Consider the following 16,682-nt stretch of genomic DNA (forward strand, 5'->3'; position numbering starts at 1 on the left):
GCTCTCTTAGTTGGAGGAAATTTCGCGGAACGAGCGAACGGCCGCATCGGCGAATTCAGGGGCGTTGATATGGAAGGGCAGACGCGTAACGCGGCGCGTCGCTGTGGGGTACACGGTCTGCTCCAGCGCGTCGAACAGGGCCGCGTCCGCCGCCGGGTCCCAGAACGCGCCGCCTTCGATATCGAGCGCCGACACGCCATTCTGGGGTAACAGCATATGCACCGGGCCCTGGCATTGGTTCAGCCTGCCGCCAATCCAGCGGCCGATCTCGGCATTCTCTTCTGCAGTCGTGCGCATCAGCGTGACGTTGGGATTGTGCCGGTAGATATGCCGGCCGGCATAACGGGCCGGTATTGTCTCGGGCGCCCAGAAATTGATCATGTCCACGGCCCCGACCGACATGACGCAGGGCAGGCCGGTGCGGGCAATGGCACCGAACCGGTCCTCGGTCGCCGGCAGCACGCCGCCGAACAGCAGGTCGCAGACCTCGGTTGTGGTAATGTCCAGCATGCCGTGTAGCAGGCCGCTATCGGCGAGCTTTTCCGCGGTGCGCCCGCCCGTGCCGGTGGCATGAAAGATCAGGCAGTCATAGTCGCTCCGAAGCTGGGCCGCGATCGCAGTGACGCAGGGCGTGGTAACGCCGAACATCGTGAGCCCCAAAGCCGGCTTGTCCTGCGCTTTCGCAGCCGGGTGGGCCACCATCGCCGCGATTGCCTGGCCCGCATTGTTGAGAATGCTGCGGCTCAATCGGTTGAGGCCTGCCATGTCCGTGATGGCAGGCATCATGACGATGTCCGATACGTCCACAAAACCCGAAACGTCGCCCGATGCGAGCGTCGATACCATTATCTTTGGAATGCCCAATGGCAATTGCCGCATACCCTGCGTCACGATCGATGTTCCGCCGCCGCCGCCGATACCCACTATGCCGGCAATGTCGGCGCGGCCCGCCACATAGCGGGCGAAAGCCTGGCCCATGGCCGCAACGGCACTGCCGCGATCTTCACCGCCCAAAACGGCGGTCATGCCCTGCGGATGGGCGGCGGCGACGGTCGCCGCGGCAACATCGACTGCGATGGCTGGAGCCCGCGTGCCGACATCGACGAGCAGTGCCTGTCCGCCTGCACAGCGCACGCACGTTGCCAGATAGGATAGCTCCTCGCCTTTCGTGTCGGCGGTGCCAACCACCAGGATATGGCCCATTCGTTCCCCCGCCCTGGCCCTCTTGATGGAGCATTGTGCCGTAATTGTTCCGGCACGTTTTCGGCTATTGCTCAAAAATGAGATACGTGTATCATATTGGTATGCCAGTCTTACGTCAACGAGCCAAAACGGCCAGCACGGAAAAGGGGGAGGCGACAGAGCGCGGTCCACGGGCACGCACTCGCCGGCTCATGCTCCAATCCGCCACGGCCCTTATGCAGTCGGGTGCCACGCCTTCGGTCAGTGAAGTGGCCGAGGCGGCGGGAGTCTCGCGCGCCACGGCCTATCGGTATTTCCCGAGCCAGGCCGTGCTCGTCCACGCAGTTGTTGACGAGGCTCTCGGCCCGATTCTTGACTGGAAAACGGACGAAAGCGACACCCGTGCCAGGGTGAAGGATCTGCTGGCCTCCTCGATGCCGCGGATCAACGAATTCGAGGCAACGTTCAAGGCTGCCCTCAAGCTCTCGCTGGACCAGTGGGCGCGGCGGCAAGTTGGGACATTGGGCGCCGAGCCGCAGTTTACGCGCGGCCACCGTGTCGACCTGTTGATGCGGGCCACCAGGCCGATGGCGGATACACTATCGCGGGCACAGCGGCTGCGGCTGTCACAGGCGCTGTCGCTGATCTTTGGGGTCGAGCTGATCATCGTCCTGCGGGACATCTGGGGATTGGCCGCAGCGGAGGCAGAGGCCGTCGCGCAATGGGCCGCCCTGGCCCTGGTCAACGCGGCCGAAGCAGAGGCCGCCGGGGAAAAGAAGCCGCGCTGAGCCAAATGACCGCCAAAGGCGGCGCGGCCAGTGCGAGGAGGCGGGGGAGAGGCAACCGGCAATAGTCGGGCTTCGACGTCCCCCAGACAGAGGAGGAGAAGTACGACTTTGGGAGGGGTCGTCTTGTCGTAGTGCCTGATCATTACGCATCAAAATTCTCGCCACGAGCGAGACAGTGCATCCGAGGGAGGAGATGAAACTATGCGCAAGACCATTGCCGGTCTGTTGGCCGGTGCAAGCCTAATGACGATAGGTGCGATTTCCGCACAGGCTCAGGAGCTAACCATTCTGTGGGCCGAATGGGACCCTGCAAACTATCTGCAGGAACTCGTGAATGAATATCAGGCCGAGACCGGAGTCGCCGTGACCGTCGAGACGGTGCCGTGGCCCGATTTCCAGACCAAAGCGTTTACCGAGTTCAACGCTCAGGGGTCGGCCTACGACCTTGTGGTTGGCGACAGCCAGTGGCTGGGTGCCGGCTCGCTCAATGGCCACTATGTCGACCTGACCGAGTTCATCAACGCCAACAACCTGGCAGAAGTCATGGCCCCGGCGACGATGCAATACTATTCGGAATATCCGGGTGGTTCGGGCACCTACTGGTCCGTTCCGCTGGAAGGCGACGCGCTGGGCTGGACCTATCGCAAGGACTGGTTCGAAGACCCCGCGGAGATGGAAGCGTTCAAGGCCAAGTATGGCTACGACCTTGGCGTTCCGCAGGATTTCAAGCAACTCATCGACATCGCCGAATTCTTCCATCGTCCGGATGAAAATCGCTATGGCGCCGCCATCTATTCCCAGAACCAGGGCGATGCGATCGTCATGGGCGTCGAGAATTCCGTTTTCGCCTATGGCGGTTCCTTTGGCGACTACGAGTCCTTCCAGGTCACCGGCCTGCTGAACTCGCCGGAATCCATCGAAGCGCTGGAAGATTACCGCAAGCTGTTCACCTTCGGCCCTCCGGGCTGGGGTAACTCGTTCTTCGCCGAAGTGAACACTGCCGTTGCGCAGGGTCAGGTGGCGATGGGCATGAACTTCTTCGCCTTCTTCCCGGCGCTGGTGAACGAGGCCACCAACCCGCACGCTGCCAATATGGGCTTCTTCGCAAACCCGCCCGGCCCGCGCGGGGATGACTTTGCCGCGCTTGGTGGCCAGGGTATCTCACTGGTCTCCTACAGCCAGAACCAGGAAGAGGCCATGAAGTTCCTCGAGTGGTTCATCAAGGAAGAAACCCAGGAACGCTGGGCTGAACTGGGCGGTTACACGGCTCACGGGGCGATCCTTGAGTCGGAAAAGTTCCGCACGGCCACGCCGTTCAATGAAGCCTTCTTCCAGACCATGTTCAAGGTCCGCGACTTCTGGGCATTGCCCGAATATGCCGAGCTCCTGACCGAGGCCGCCGACGCCTTCTACCCATACGTGGTGAACGGCGAAGGCGATGCCAAGACCACGCTCGACACGCTGGCAACGACCTGGGTCGATACGCTGCAGGCGGCCGGATACCCGGCACAGTAAGGCACTCAAACCTGTCCGGAGGGGAAGGCGACTTCCTCTCCGCCTCCTGCCCAATCGGGGAACTACGCCTTGACCAGTTTAATCACCACGCTCGACCCCAGGTCTCGCGCCGCGTCTCGCGGATGGAGCGACACCACGATCCGGAATGTTTTCGTTATTCCGACGGTGGCATTCCTCATCATTTTCAACGTGTTTCCGCTGCTGTACTCGCTCGGCTTCTCGTTCACCGACTTCCGGGCATCGAGCAAGGCACAGGTCAATCTCGTCGGCTTCAAGAATTATGTCGATGTGCTGGCGGACCCGGTCATCTGGCGAACGTTCACCACGACGCTTTGGTATGTGATCGTCTCGGTCACCGGCCAGTTCGTCGTCGGTTTCGGGCTGGCATTGCTGCTCAACCGCCCTCTGCCCTACAAGGGCTTGCTGACCACCCTGCTCATGCTGCCCATGATGCTGTCGCCGGTGGTGGTGGGGCTGTTCTGGAAACTGATCTACGATCCCTCCTGGGGCATCCTCAACCATGCTCTTGGGCTGGGGCGGGTGGCCTGGCTCAGCGATGCCAACCTGGCGCTTTACGCGGTGGCCATCACCGATATCTGGATGTGGTCGCCCTTCGTGATGCTGCTGTCCCTGGCCGGCCTGTCGGCCGTGCCCAAGCATCTCTATGAAGCTGCCTCGATCGATCGCGCCGGCAAGCTCTATACCTTCTTCCGCATTACCCTGCCGCTGGTCGCGCCGATCCTGCTGATCGCAGTGATCTTCCGCACCATGGAGGCGTTCAAGACCTTCGACATCGCCTTCGTGATGACGGGCCAGCCCGCCGCAGAACTCATCTCGTCGCGGCTCTACAAAATGGCGTTCCAGCAGTGGCAGACGGGGCCGTCCTCGGCTCTCGCCTACATCATCCTGATCATGGTGCTGTGCATCACCAACATCTACGTCAAGTACCTGAACAAGGCAAAGGAGCGCTGAGATGGCTGTCGTTTCAACGCGCGCTGGGCGGCTTGGCAATCGCATCGCGATTGCGGCAGTCATCGTGGTGACATTGATATTCCTGTCGCCGATCTACTGGATCACCTCGACAGCCTTCAAGCCGCTGGTGCTGGCGACATCGGTGCCGCCGACCGTGGTGTTCGAGCCCTCGATCACGCCCTTTGTCAAGCTGTTCACCAAACGTGCCCAGCTCACGACACCAGTCGATCCCGCGGTCTACGAGGCTGCCCCCTGGTGGGAGAAACTGGTTCTTGACGGCGGTGAGCGGCTATCGCGCGATGGCCGGGGCGAGGTTGTGTTTTCGGCCTATCCAGACCGTTTCGCCAACTCGCTGATCATCGCCGTAACCTCGACGCTTCTGGCGGTGTCCCTCGGCACGATCACCGCATACGGGTTCTCGCGTTTCAGGGTCAAGGGGGAGGCCGATCTGCTGTTCTTCATTCTCTCGACCCGCATGCTGCCCCCTGTGGTCGTCGCCATCCCGATGTTCCTGATGTACCGGGCGGTCGGGCTCAACGACACCCATATCGGCCTCATCATCCTCTATACCGCGTTCAACGTGTCTTTTGCCGTGTGGCTGATGAAAGGGTTCATCGACGAGATTCCCAAGGAATACGAGGAAGCCGCGCTGGTCGACGGTTACACACGTATGCAGGCCTTCTTCAAGATCGTCCTGCCCGAGGCGGCAACAGGCATCGCCGCAACGGCCGTGTTCTGTTTCATCACGGCCTGGAACGAATATGCGTTCGCACTGATCCTTTCCAATCGCCGGGCGCAGACCGCCCCACCGTTCATTCCCAGCCAGGTCGGTACCGGCCTGCAGGACTGGACCGTCATCGCCGCGGGCACGGTGCTGTTCCTGCTGCCCGTCGCCATCTTCACCTTCCTGCTCCGCAACCATCTGCTGCGCGGCATGAGTTTTGGTGCAATCCGCAAATGACCCTTGCTGTATTCAATCAGAAATTCCTCGGGCCTGCTTCGATCGTGGTCAGCATTTTGGGGATCCTGTTCCTCTGCCAGCCATGGGTAGCGTTCCTTCATAGCTGGAGCGTCCTGGTCATGCTGATCGGGCTCATTGCCTTCAACGTGTCCGTGCATATCGCGCCGCCGCTCGAGCGTGTGGATGAAGACGACACCGGAGCGGTGTCCCTGTCGCAGACCGTAAAGACGGGGGCCGGTCATGGCTGAAATAGAACTTCGTCATGTCAACAAGCATTTCGGGCCGTTGCAGGTCATTCGCGATGTCAGCCTGACCGTTAAGGATCGGGAATTCGTCGTATTTCTGGGCCCATCGGGCTGCGGCAAGACGACGACCCTGCGGGCCATTGCGGGCCTGGAGGACATCGATTCAGGCGATATCCTGATCGATGGCAAGCCGGTGCAGACCCTGCGCGCGGCCGAACGCGACGTCGCCTTCGTGTTCCAGAACTATGCTCTCTACCCGCATCTGACCGTATACGAGAATATGGCTTTCCCGTTGCGAGCCGTGCGGATGAACCGCGCGGAAATCGATACCACGGTGAAATCGGTCGCCGGATCGCTGGGGATCAACCACCTGCTGAAGCGCCGCCCATCGGCATTGTCGGGTGGGGACATGCAGCGCGTGGCGATCGGGCGTTCCCTTGTCCGCCGTCCCAAGGGTATCCTGCTCGACGAGCCCATCGGCTCGCTTGATGCCAAACTGCGCGAGACCATGCGCGTGGAGCTCAAGCGGCTTCACGTCGAGAACGGCTCCACATCGATCTACGTAACGCATGATCAGGTGGAGGCCATGGCGCTCGCCGACCGCATCGTGGTCATGCATGAAGGCATCCTGCAGCAATTGGGCTCGCCGGCCGACGTCTACGAATACCCGGCGAACATGTTCGTAGCGCAATTCGTGGGCAGTCCGGTAATGAACATGAAGACTGCCGATATGCGCGAAACGGCGGGCAAGGTACAGGTCAGCCTTGACGGCACCGATGTCGCGTTCGACTTCCCCTCCGAACTCGCTGGAAAACTGAGTGCGGGCAAGGCTCAGAAAGACCAGTTGATGCTCGGCGTGCGGCCTGAGGGCGTCCTGATCTCGCGCGATGCCCAAGACGGCTATGTCGAACTGGTCGCCGGCATCATTGAGCCGCTCGGCTCCCATGACATCATCGACCTCAAGGTCGGCGACGGAATTCTGCGGGCCCGCACCAAGAGCGCTTATGTCAGTGCGCCTGGCCAAAAAGTATGGGCCCGCATTGATCCCGCACAGGCACACTTCTTTGACGCGACGTCTGGCATCTCGTTGGGAGTGAGGTTCTGATGGCCAATATTCAGCTCAGGAATATCACCAAGACCTTTGGCACCCATACCGCCCTCAAGGATCTCAGCCTTGAGGTCGCCGATGGCGAGTTCTTCGTGCTGCTCGGCCAGACTGGTGCCGGCAAGACGACCACATTGCGTGTCGTCGCCGGTCTCGAGAAACCCGATTCCGGCCAGGTATTCATCAATGGCCAGGACGTGAACGACTGGGGTGCCGCCGAGCGCGACGTCGCCCTGGTCCTCCAGCAATATTCGCTCTACCCGCGTTACACCGTGCGGGAAAACCTGGCTTTCCCCCTCAAGTCGCCGATCCGCAAGACACCGCAAGCCGAGATCGACGCGCAAATCGCCCGCGTCGCAAAAACGCTGCGCATCGAGCACCTTCTGGATCGCAAGACGGATCGCCTGTCGGGCGGCGAGATGCAGCGCGTCTCCATCGGGCGCGCCATCGTACGCAAACCGCGCCTGTTTCTGATGGACGAGCCGCTTTCGGCGCTCGACGCCAAGCTGCGCGAAGTCCTTCGCACCGAGCTCAAGAGCCTGCAGGTCAATCTGGGCGCAACCTTCCTCTTCGTAACGCACGACCAGGTCGAGGCCATGTCCATGGGCGACAAGATCGGCGTGCTGACCGACGGAAGGCTCGTGCAGGTCGGCACCCCCTATGAAATCTACAACAGCCCGGTCAACACCTTCGTTGCCCGGGCTGTCGGCTCGCCGCCGATGAATCTCATAGACGGGCAGGTGTCGGGCGACGCGGCCAGCGCCATCGGAGCCCGCCTGCCGCTCGGGGCAGGTAAGGCAGGCGCCGGAGAAGGACGGCCTTTGCTGTTTGGCGTGCGCCCGGAGGACCTGCATCTGCAAAGCGGCGCGCCTGTTGCCGCGCGCGTACAGGACATCGAGAACCACGGCGTGGAAAAGATCATCACCCTGCGCGTCGAGGACAAGTTCTTCCACGCGACCGTGCCCAAGCAGGCCAATCTTGAGGTCAACGAAGATGTGCGCTTCACCTGGGATCCGGAAAAGGTCATCTTCTTTGATGCAAGCTCGGGCATGAACCTGGCGCACAGCGCTGCCTGATCGAGAGTGGCCGCAAATACTCTGGGAGGAGTAGATGGCATCCAATAACAGCTATCCCAAGCTGCATAACGCAACCTGGCCCGGCGTTGTCGGCAAGGGTGCCGCGGATTCCGAGCCGATCATTCCACTCGACACGCTGCTCAAGCTGACGGCCGGCGCCCAAGCCGGCGGCCAGAAATTTGACGGTGTCGATCTGTGGCTGGCCGATCCCCATATTTCCATTGATTCCAGCCGGGACGATATCAAACGCGTCTGCGACCATATCGCTGGCTTCGGCCTTGAGGTCGGCTCATTCGTTGCTCCCATCTGGGGCGGCGCTGGCGGCGGCTCCGCCATGGGGGATGCCGATGATGTGAAACGTTTCCTCAGCCAGGTGGAAAAGGCTTGCCGGATCGGTCAGTGGATGCGTGACATCGGCATTCGCCCGAGCGGCGGCATCCGCGTCGATAGTTCGACCGGCGTCGAGGCTTGGGATCAGGACCCCGAGGGCAATACACGCAAGATCGCCGATACCTTCCGCGAGGCGGGCAAGATAGCGCAGGCCCATGGCGAGTTCATCGTTGCCGAAGGCGAGATTTGCTGGGGCGGCATGCATTCGTGGCGCGAGAATGTGAAGCTGCTCGAAATGGTGGGCATGCCCGGCATCGTCGGCTACCAGGCCGACATGGCGCATTCGATGCTGTTCGTGCTCGGCGCCAATGCCGAGAAGGACCGCATCCTGCCGCCCGATTTCAACTGGGCCGACAAAGCGGCGCTCGACGAGGCCTACAAGAAAGTCGCCGATGCGCTGCGTCCGTGGACGCTCGATTTCCACGTCGCCCAGAACGACGGCACCACATTCGGGTCGGGTGATCATGAAAAGACCGGCCGCCATTGCCAGGTCGATGATCCCAATGGCCGGCTCGATGTGGTCAAGCATGCCGGCTATTGGCTGCGCGACGAAAAGGGTGAACTGACCAAGACGATGCGCCACATCTGCTGGGACGGCTGCATGTTCCCCAACGCGGTCATGGAGTCCCAGGAGACTTGGAACAAGGTCCTGGGTCAGATGGTGCAGGTTCGCGACGCCCACGGCTGGCGCGAATAGGAGGGGGACCCAATGACCAAGCAACTCAATGTGGGCATGGTGGGCTATGGCTTCATGGCCCGCGCCCATTCCAATGCCTGGGCCAATGTCTCGCACTTCTTCGACACCGGCTATCGCCCGGTGCTGAAGGCCGCCGCGGCCCGCAATGTCTCCAAGCTCCGCCATTTTGCCGAACAATGGGGCTATGAGAGCCAGGAAAGCGACTGGCGGGCGATGATCGAACGCCGGGATATCGACGCGATCGATATCTGCGTGCCCAACGACCTCCACGCCGAAATCGCCATCGCCGCCGCCAAGGCCGGCAAGATGGTGCTCTGCGAAAAGCCGCTGGCCCGCACCGAGGCCGAAGGCAAGCCGATGGTGGAAGCGGTCGAGCAGGCAGGCGTGCCCAACATGGTCTGGTACAATTATCGCCGCGTGCCGGCGGTGAGCCTGATCAAGAACATGGTCGAGGCCGGCAGGCTCGGCCGGATTTTCCACTATCGCGCGAAATTCCTGCAGGACTGGACCATCTCGCCGGACGTGCCGCAGGGCGGTGCTGCGACGTGGCGGCTCGATGTCGAGGCGGCGGGCTCCGGCGTCACCGGCGACCTGCTGGCCCATTGCCTCGATACGGCGATCTGGATCAATGGCGGCATCACCGCGCTGACCGCCATGACTGAAACCTTCATCAAGGAGCGCGTACATGCCCAGACCGGCAAGAAGCAGGCGGTCGGCATCGATGATGCGGCAGCGGTGCTCGCCCGCTTCGGCAATGGCTCGCTTGGCACGTTTGAATCGACCCGCTATGCCCGCGGCCACAAGGCCGGCTACACGCTCGAGATCAATGGCGAGAAGGGCTCGCTGGCCTGGGATCTGCACGATCTGAACCGCGTGCAGTTTTTCGACCACGGCGTCGAAGGCGCGCAGCGCGGCTGGACCAATATCCTGGTGACCGATGGCGATCATCCCTATCTGGGCAAGTGGTGGGTGCCAGGCCTGATCATCGGCTATGAGCACAGCTTCACTCATCAGGTGGCCGATTTCCTCGACGGATTGCGGACCGGCAAGCCGGCAGCTCCGAGCTTCCGCGACGCGCTCGAAACCAACCGCATTTGTGACGCGATCATTGCCTCGGGCACGTCGGGCAAGTGGGTGCAGCTTTGAGCGTCAAGCTCGGCTTCAACCTGCTGTTGTGGACCACCCATGTCACCGATGAGCATATGCCCATCATCGAAGACCTCAAGGCCACCGGCTATGACGGGGTCGAGGTTCCGATGTTCGAGGGCGATCCCGAGCATTTCCGCAAGCTGGGCCAACGCCTCACCGATATCGGGCTGGCCGGGCAAGGCGTCGGCATCATGCCCGGCGGCGGCAAAAGCGCGGTCAGCGCCGATGCAGCCGAGCGGGAAGGGGCCCTGGGCCACCTCAAATGGCTGACCGATTGCACCGAGGCGCTCGGCGGAACAATGTTTGCCGGTCCTTTCCATCAGCCGCTTGGCCAGTTCACCGGCCGTGGTCCGCAGCCCGCGGAGATAGATCGCGTCGCCGGGGTGTTGAAACAGGCCGGCGCCTATGCCGCCAAATCCGGCATTGAAATATCGGTCGAGCCGCTCAACCGTTTCGAATGCTATTTCCTCAACACAGCCGCACAGGCCGCCGATCTCATCAAGCGCGTCGATGCGGCCAATGTCGGCTACCTCTACGACACCTTCCACTTCAATATCGAAGAAAATTCGATCGTTGATGTCATCCCCGCGACGTTCGGGCAGATCAATCACGTCCACATTTCGGAGAATAATCGCGGGGTTCCCGGCGCCGGCCATATCGACTTTGCCTCGGTGTTCAAGGCGCTCAAGTCAGTCGGCTACGATCGCTGGATGACCATCGAATCCTTCGGATCGGCACTGCCAGATCTCGCGGCGGCGACGAAAATCTGGCGGCCGATCTTCGAGACGCCCGAGGACGTTTACCGCAAGGGATACCGCCTTATGCGCGATGGCTGGGACGCGGCCTGACCAGGTCATGGTGTCGTCAAGTGCCTGAATGACAAAACTCCCCCACATCGTGGGGGAGTTTTTCCTTGAGGGAATAGCTCAGAGCTTGATCTCGGTGCCCAGAACCTTGAGGCAATCGCGCATGAACGCGCCCAGGGCCGTCCAGCCCTTGGCCGACACCATACTCCCATCGATCAGCGAGTCGGTGGGCGACAGGTCGACATAGGTGCCCCCCGCCAGCGTTACTTCGGGTTCGCAGGCCGCCAATGCGCCTACACGCTTGCCCCGAATCACGCCATCGACGGCGATAAGGATCTGAACGCCATGGCAGATCGTAAAGATCGGCTTGTTCGCCTCATGGAAATGGCGGACGAGCGCCTGGATGCGCTTGTCGGTGCGGATATATTCCGGGCCGCGGCCACCGGCGCAGTAGACCGCGTCATACTGGGCCACCTGCGCCTCGGCTTCCGAGAACGTCTTGTTGATATCGGCATAGTGGCCGGGCTTTTCGGTATAGGTCTGGTCACCCTCGAAATCGTGCAGGGAGGTCTTGATGCGATCCCCTGCCTTCTTGTCGGGGCAAACGACATGGACCGTATGGCCCACCGCTTCCATGCCCTTCTGATAGACAAAGATTTCGTATTCTTCGGTGAATTCACCGGTGAGCATCAGGATTTTCTTAGCAGGCATGACAATTCCTCCTTGTTGTCCCAGCGAGTAGCAACTCGCTTGCCGCAGTTTGGATCAGTCGAAGGCCGGCAACAGCCGAGCCCTTGAATTGATGATGTGTATGCGCATTGCTTCGCGCGCTGCCTCGGGCGAACGCTGCTCGAAGGCGGCCATGATCGCTTCGTGTTCGTCGAGCGCCTCCGCGGTCACTCGCCAGTGGAACATCAGCCTGAAGATGTGGAAATGGGCATGCTGCAGGCGCAGCGTCTCGCGGATCAGGCCATTGCCGGCAAATTGCAGAATGCGATCATGAAATTCGGCATCCTGTCGCGCGAAATCCGAATAGCGCAATTGCTCGTCAGCGCCGGCATTCCCGGCCATGCCGCCTGCCAGGGTCCGCATTTCGGACAGGCGGTCATCGTCCATGCCGGCCGCAGTCTTGGCGGCCGCCTCCGGCTCGAGCGCGAGCCTGAGTTCATAGAGTTCATCGAAACCGTTGCGGGTGATCTGCGGCGTCGCGCGGTATCCCACGAGGTGGGTCCTGAGCACGAGACCCTCACCCTCCAGGCGCCCCAGCGCCTCGCGGATCGGGGTTTGCGACACGTTCATCTCGCGCACCAGGCCATCGACGGTGATGCGCGCTCCCGGCGCGATCTTCAGCGACATCAGTTGCGCGAAAATGGCCTCGTATACCCCACCCGCCAGACTCGAGGGGCGCGCCAGTGAGGTGTTTTCGCCGTGTATGTCGCTCGTAGCCATCAGATGGAAATACCGCCCTGCATTGAAAAAACTGCTAGCACGAGACTCGACATCAAGCAATGCTATATCCTATAGGATTTGATATGTGATCACCGGGGAGGGGATCTTGATCTGGTTGCAGGGGCAGTTTGTACAGGCGGAAACCACCAGGTTTAGAAGCGGGGAGCGGCCGTGATGCCCCTCTACGGCGCCCTGCGTATTCCGCGCGAAATCCTGTTCGGTAAAGGTCAGCGCGCTGCCCTCGCCAGCGTTGCGGCGCGCACCGGCAAGCGGGCGTTGGTCTGTACCGATGAGCGCTTTGCCGCTACGCCAGTGTTCGCCGCAATGATGGATAGTCTGCGTGCCGCCTCGATCGAGATTCTTGTCCAGGACACGATCTTGCCGGACGTGCCGCGCGACAGCGTGGCCGTAGGCGTCGGGCAGGCGCAGGGTTTCGCCCCCGATATGGTCATCGGCATCGGCGGCGGGTCATGCCTCGACTTTGCCAAATGTTCGGCCCTGCTGCTCACGCATGGCGGCCGGCTCCAGGATTATTACGGGGAGTTCAAGGTTCCGGGTCCGGTATTGCCCGTCATCCTGGTCCCGACGACTGCCGGAACCGGCTCGGAGGTAACGCCCGTCGCCGTGATCTCCGATCCCGACCGGACGCTGAAAGTGGGCATATCGAGCCCGTACCTGATCTCGACGGCAGCAATCTGCGATCCCGAACTGACCTATTCCTGCCCGGCGGGGCTGACCGCGATAGCCGGCGCCGACGCGCTGACGCACGCTATCGAGGCCTTTACCGCGCTCCATCGCGAGCCCACCGCCGATCTGGCGCAGCGCCATGTCTTTGTCGGCAAGTCCGCTTTCACCGATCATTTCGCGCTTCTGGCGATCAAGCTGCTCGGCCGGAGCCTGGTCACGGCGTTCACCGATGGCAGCAACGAAGACGCACGGGCCGATGTGATGATGGCGGCGACCGCGGCAGGCTGTGCATTCGGCACGGCCGGCACGGCGGCGGCCCATGCCATCCAGTATCCACTGGGTGCATTGACGCATACCGCCCATGGCCTGGGGGTAGCGGCGCTGCTGCCCTATGTGATGACCTATAACAGGCCTGCATGCACGCCGGAGCTGGCTCAAATGGCGTCTGCGCTCGGGCTGGACATCCAGGGCCGGAGCGACAGTGAAAACGCCCAGGCCGCGATTGACGAAGTGACGCGGATCTTTGCCGCCATCAAAATCCCGCGCACGCTGTCCGAACTCGGGCTGCAGAGCGATACAATCGAATGGACGGCCCAACAGGCGGTGGGCATCGAGCGGCTGATAAAGAACAATCCCCGTCCCATCGAGCTTGCCGCCATGACCCAACTGATCCAGGCCGCCTATGACGGCGATTTCGCGGCTGCGGCTGCCCAGCAGAATGGCATAGTCCAATGACCATCGCCCCAGATATCCAGGCCTGCGCAAAGGGCCTCTACATCAACGGTCAATGGCGGCCCGCTCACGGCGGCAAGGTCATCGAAATTGTCGATCCATCCACCGAGATGGTCCTGGCCACGGTTCCCGACGCGACGCTTGAAGACGCGAGCGCGGCGGTCGAGGCGGCGGCGCGCGCTGCCGGGGGCTGGCGCAATACTGCCCCGCGCAAGCGCTCCGAAATCCTCCGCCGCTGTTTCGAACTGATGACCGAACGGGCCGAGATGCTTGCGACGCTCATTTCCATGGAGAATGGCAAGGCGCTGCGCGACGCCCGCGGCGAGGTCGCCTATGCGGCCGAATTCTTCCGCTGGAACGCCGAAGAGGCCGTCCGTATCACCGGTGAGTTTGGCACGGCCCCGGCCGGAACCAACCGGATCATCGTCGATTACCAGCCCATCGGCATCTGCCTGCTCATCACGCCCTGGAACTTCCCCGCCGCCATGGCGACGCGCAAGATCGCGCCGGCGCTTGCTGCCGGATGCACGGTCATCCTCAAACCGGCATCCGAGACGCCGCTGACGGCCTTCGCCCTCGCCGCCATCTACGAAGAAGCAGGCGTGCCGCCCGGCGTTGTCAACGTCATCACCACGACCGCGCCCGGCCCGCTGACCGCCGCCATCCTTGCCGATCCCCGCCTGCGCAAGCTGTCGTTCACCGGCTCCACCGGTGTTGGCCGTGCGCTTCTCGCCGAGGCCTCCAAACACGTCATTTCCTGCGCCATGGAGCTGGGCGGCAATGCGCCGTTCATCGTCTTCGACGACGCGAACCTCGACGCCGCCCTTGACGGCGCGATGATCGCCAAGATGCGCAATGCCGGCGAGGCCTGCACGGCCGCTAACCGCATCTATGTGCAATCGGGCATTCATGACGCCTTCGTTGCCGGGCTTGCTGGACGCATGCAGGCTCTCAAGATCGGCGCCGGCTATGACGCTGCCACCGATTGCGGTCCGATGATCACACGCAAGGCCGTCGACAAGATCGATCGCCTGGTTGCCGACGCGGTCAAGCGCGGCGCCAAGGTCGTTTGCGGCGGCCAGATTCCGAACGAGCGCGGCTTCTTCTATCGGCCCACCGTGCTGACCGAAGTGCCGCGGGATGCCGACATGGCATCGGAGGAAATCTTCGGCCCCGTGGCGCCGGTCTCACGTTTCGAGACCGAGGACGAGGTCATCGCCCGCGCCAATGACACCGAATACGGCCTTGCCGCCTATATTTACACCGGCGATGTCGGCCGCGGTCTGCGGGTCGCGGGCAAGGTCGAGGCCGGCATGATCGGTCTTAACCGGGGGCTGGTTTCCGACCCTGCCGCACCATTTGGCGGCGTCAAACAGAGTGGGCTGGGCCGCGAAGGCGGACAGCATCATGGCATCGCCGAGTTCATGGAGGCGAAGTACATCGCCACGAGCTTCTAGAGAGGCCGAGATGGAGAAAGATCCCTTCCGAATACGTGGACATCAGCCGGATTTCGACATGGTCGTCGCCGATATCGTGTCGCGCAGTGCTGCAACGCGCGAGCGCCTGCCGATGAGCGAAGCAGCCTATGGTGACGGACCTTCCGAAACGCTCGATATCTTCGTGCCACCCGGAACGACCGGGCCTCTGCCGGTCCATATGTTCATCCATGGCGGCTATTGGCGCATGTTTTCCAAGCGGGATTATTCGCTCGTCGCCGAGACGGTGGCCGAGGCGGGCGCCATCGCCGTCATCGTGGATTACGCGTTGATGCCGGGCGTCCGCATGGCGTCGATCGTCGATCAGGTTGGCCGGGCCAAGCAATGGGTCTTCGACAATATCGGCGCTTTCGGCGGCGATCCGTCCCGCTTGACGGTCAGTGGCCATTCGGCCGGCGCCCAGCTTGCCGCCCTGTTGTTCCGCGCCGGCGCTGCTCCATCGGGCATTCAGGCCGCGCTGCTGCTGGGCGGGCTCTACGATCTGGCGCCGCTGCAGAAGTCATTCCTGCAAGCCGAGATCGGCCTTACCGACGAGGAAGTGCGCCGCTTCACCCCGCTGCTCCAGGCCTACGATGCCGGCACGAGCGTTTCAGTACTGGTCGGCTCACGCGAAACACCGCCCTTTCACGATCAGGCCGGCGCATTCACCAAGCTCCTCGGCCGCCAAGGGCTCGATGTGTCATATCGCCTGATCGCGGGGCGTCATCATATGGACAGTGTTCGCGATTTGGGCGATTCAAGCTCGCTGGCCGGCATTGAGTTGACCAAAATCGTGGCCTGCACATCCTGACGCCGCGCCTGCCGGACGTGTGATCCCTGCCCGCAAGGGCAGCACGCCACGTCGAAAGACATGCCCCAACAAGCAATCGAACAGAGCCCTCACACGCGCCGTACGCCGGGGCTCTTTTGGGGCCAGCAGCCATGCATCGAGGCTGAAGCCGGGCTCGTCGGAAAGCCTGCGTGTCAATCACGGTTTCGTGTCATCGACCGGCGTAACAATCGGTGCCAATGCAGCGAACTAATCCCTGCGCGCTCGCTTGAGTTGTGCGTCCTCAAACTATGCAATGGGAGAATGATATGTCCACCAGATCAACCGTGAGTGCGGCCCTTCTGGCCAGCGCCTTTACCGCGGCGCTTTCATCCTTCGCGGCGGCTGCGCCGCTGAGCGAAGCCGAGGGCAAGGCGGCAATGGATGCTGGCAAGGAGAAGTGCTACGGCGTTTCGCTCGCTGGCATGAACGATTGTGCCGCAGGCCCCGGCACCACCTGCCAGGGTACCTCGACCATCGACTTCCAGGGCAATGCCTGGGCTTTCGTTCCTGGCGGAACCTGTACGGCGATCATGGCCCCCGGCGACCGGATGGGGTCGCCCGAGCCCTTGACGCGTGATCTGCCGGCGTAAGCCGCACATCGCGCCGGAAAGTGGAGGTCAT

Annotated in this window: 17 protein-coding genes; 14 read left to right on the top strand and 3 right to left on the bottom strand. The window is 62.2% G+C overall.

What is annotated here, in order from left to right; translation table 11 throughout:
* Nucleotides 1-6: 6 nt before the first annotated feature.
* Nucleotides 7-1,203, bottom strand: a complete 1,197-nt coding sequence (locus FF80_RS15585) for a Tm-1-like ATP-binding domain-containing protein (RefSeq protein ID WP_035102221.1) — start codon at nucleotides 1,201-1,203, stop codon at nucleotides 7-9.
* Between the two features lie 101 nt (nucleotides 1,204-1,304).
* Between FF80_RS15585 and FF80_RS15590 the strand changes: the two genes are divergently transcribed.
* From FF80_RS15590 to FF80_RS15635, 10 genes are all read left to right on the top strand, one after another.
* Nucleotides 1,305-1,970 (top strand): TetR/AcrR family transcriptional regulator, encoded by a 666-nt coding sequence (locus FF80_RS15590; protein ID WP_035102222.1) that lies wholly within the window; start codon nucleotides 1,305-1,307, stop codon nucleotides 1,968-1,970.
* A gap of 201 nt (nucleotides 1,971-2,171) precedes the next feature.
* Complete coding sequence (locus FF80_RS15595; protein ID WP_052153641.1) at nucleotides 2,172-3,485, top strand: ABC transporter substrate-binding protein; 1,314 nt, start codon at nucleotides 2,172-2,174, stop codon at nucleotides 3,483-3,485.
* A gap of 69 nt (nucleotides 3,486-3,554) precedes the next feature.
* Complete coding sequence (locus FF80_RS15600) at nucleotides 3,555-4,457, top strand: sugar ABC transporter permease (RefSeq protein WP_035102224.1); 903 nt, start codon at nucleotides 3,555-3,557, stop codon at nucleotides 4,455-4,457.
* Between the two features lies 1 nt (nucleotide 4,458).
* Nucleotides 4,459-5,418 carry a carbohydrate ABC transporter permease gene (locus FF80_RS15605; protein WP_035102226.1) on the top strand — a complete coding sequence of 320 codons (960 nt, stop codon included), beginning with the start codon at nucleotides 4,459-4,461 and terminating at the stop codon, nucleotides 5,416-5,418.
* Nucleotides 5,415-5,666 (top strand): hypothetical protein, encoded by a 252-nt coding sequence (locus FF80_RS15610; RefSeq protein WP_035102228.1) that lies wholly within the window; start codon nucleotides 5,415-5,417, stop codon nucleotides 5,664-5,666. Before FF80_RS15605 ends, FF80_RS15610 begins: the two co-directional genes overlap by 4 nt.
* Nucleotides 5,659-6,768, top strand: coding sequence for an ABC transporter ATP-binding protein (locus FF80_RS15615; RefSeq protein WP_035102230.1), 1,110 nt, complete (start codon nucleotides 5,659-5,661; stop codon nucleotides 6,766-6,768). Before FF80_RS15610 ends, FF80_RS15615 begins: the two co-directional genes overlap by 8 nt.
* Nucleotides 6,768-7,844: an ABC transporter ATP-binding protein gene (locus FF80_RS15620; RefSeq protein ID WP_035102232.1), complete on the top strand. Its 1,077-nt coding sequence runs from the start codon at nucleotides 6,768-6,770 to the stop codon at nucleotides 7,842-7,844. The genes FF80_RS15615 and FF80_RS15620 overlap by 1 nt, the downstream gene beginning before the upstream one ends.
* A gap of 34 nt (nucleotides 7,845-7,878) precedes the next feature.
* Nucleotides 7,879-8,931 carry a TIM barrel protein gene (locus tag FF80_RS15625; protein WP_035102234.1) on the top strand — a complete coding sequence of 351 codons (1,053 nt, stop codon included), beginning with the start codon at nucleotides 7,879-7,881 and terminating at the stop codon, nucleotides 8,929-8,931.
* A gap of 12 nt (nucleotides 8,932-8,943) precedes the next feature.
* Nucleotides 8,944-10,077 carry a Gfo/Idh/MocA family oxidoreductase gene (locus FF80_RS15630; protein ID WP_035102236.1) on the top strand — a complete coding sequence of 378 codons (1,134 nt, stop codon included), beginning with the start codon at nucleotides 8,944-8,946 and terminating at the stop codon, nucleotides 10,075-10,077.
* Entirely contained in the window at nucleotides 10,074-10,928 is an 855-nt protein-coding gene (locus FF80_RS15635; RefSeq protein ID WP_035102238.1) for a sugar phosphate isomerase/epimerase family protein, read from the top strand. The genes FF80_RS15630 and FF80_RS15635 overlap by 4 nt, the downstream gene beginning before the upstream one ends.
* A gap of 78 nt (nucleotides 10,929-11,006) precedes the next feature.
* Here the strand turns inward: FF80_RS15635 and FF80_RS15640 are convergent, their stop codons facing one another.
* A complete protein-coding gene (locus FF80_RS15640; protein ID WP_035102239.1) occupies nucleotides 11,007-11,597 on the bottom strand; it encodes a DJ-1/PfpI family protein in 591 nt (196 codons plus the stop codon).
* A 54-nt stretch (nucleotides 11,598-11,651) separates the two neighbouring features.
* Nucleotides 11,652-12,335 carry a GntR family transcriptional regulator gene (locus tag FF80_RS15645; RefSeq protein ID WP_035102386.1) on the bottom strand — a complete coding sequence of 228 codons (684 nt, stop codon included), beginning with the start codon at nucleotides 12,333-12,335 and terminating at the stop codon, nucleotides 11,652-11,654.
* Between the two features lie 174 nt (nucleotides 12,336-12,509).
* On the opposite strand from FF80_RS15645, the gene FF80_RS15650 reads away from it, so the two are divergent.
* The 4 genes from FF80_RS15650 to FF80_RS15665 all read left to right on the top strand — a co-directional run bounded on the left by FF80_RS15650 (nucleotide 12,510) and on the right by FF80_RS15665 (nucleotide 16,651).
* Nucleotides 12,510-13,757, top strand: a complete 1,248-nt coding sequence (locus tag FF80_RS15650; RefSeq protein ID WP_035102240.1) for an iron-containing alcohol dehydrogenase — start codon at nucleotides 12,510-12,512, stop codon at nucleotides 13,755-13,757.
* Nucleotides 13,754-15,211, top strand: a complete 1,458-nt coding sequence (locus FF80_RS15655) for an NAD-dependent succinate-semialdehyde dehydrogenase (protein ID WP_035102241.1) — start codon at nucleotides 13,754-13,756, stop codon at nucleotides 15,209-15,211. The genes FF80_RS15650 and FF80_RS15655 overlap by 4 nt, the downstream gene beginning before the upstream one ends.
* Nucleotides 15,212-15,269: 58 nt before the next feature.
* Nucleotides 15,270-16,040 carry an alpha/beta hydrolase gene (locus tag FF80_RS15660; RefSeq protein ID WP_244445794.1) on the top strand — a complete coding sequence of 257 codons (771 nt, stop codon included), beginning with the start codon at nucleotides 15,270-15,272 and terminating at the stop codon, nucleotides 16,038-16,040.
* A gap of 287 nt (nucleotides 16,041-16,327) precedes the next feature.
* Entirely contained in the window at nucleotides 16,328-16,651 is a 324-nt protein-coding gene (locus FF80_RS15665) for a DUF2282 domain-containing protein (RefSeq protein ID WP_035102243.1), read from the top strand.
* Nucleotides 16,652-16,682: the final 31 nt, after the last annotated feature.

It is taken from the genome of Devosia sp. LC5 (genome assembly GCF_000735585.1).
Taxonomy (GTDB): Bacteria; Pseudomonadota; Alphaproteobacteria; order Rhizobiales; family Devosiaceae; genus Devosia.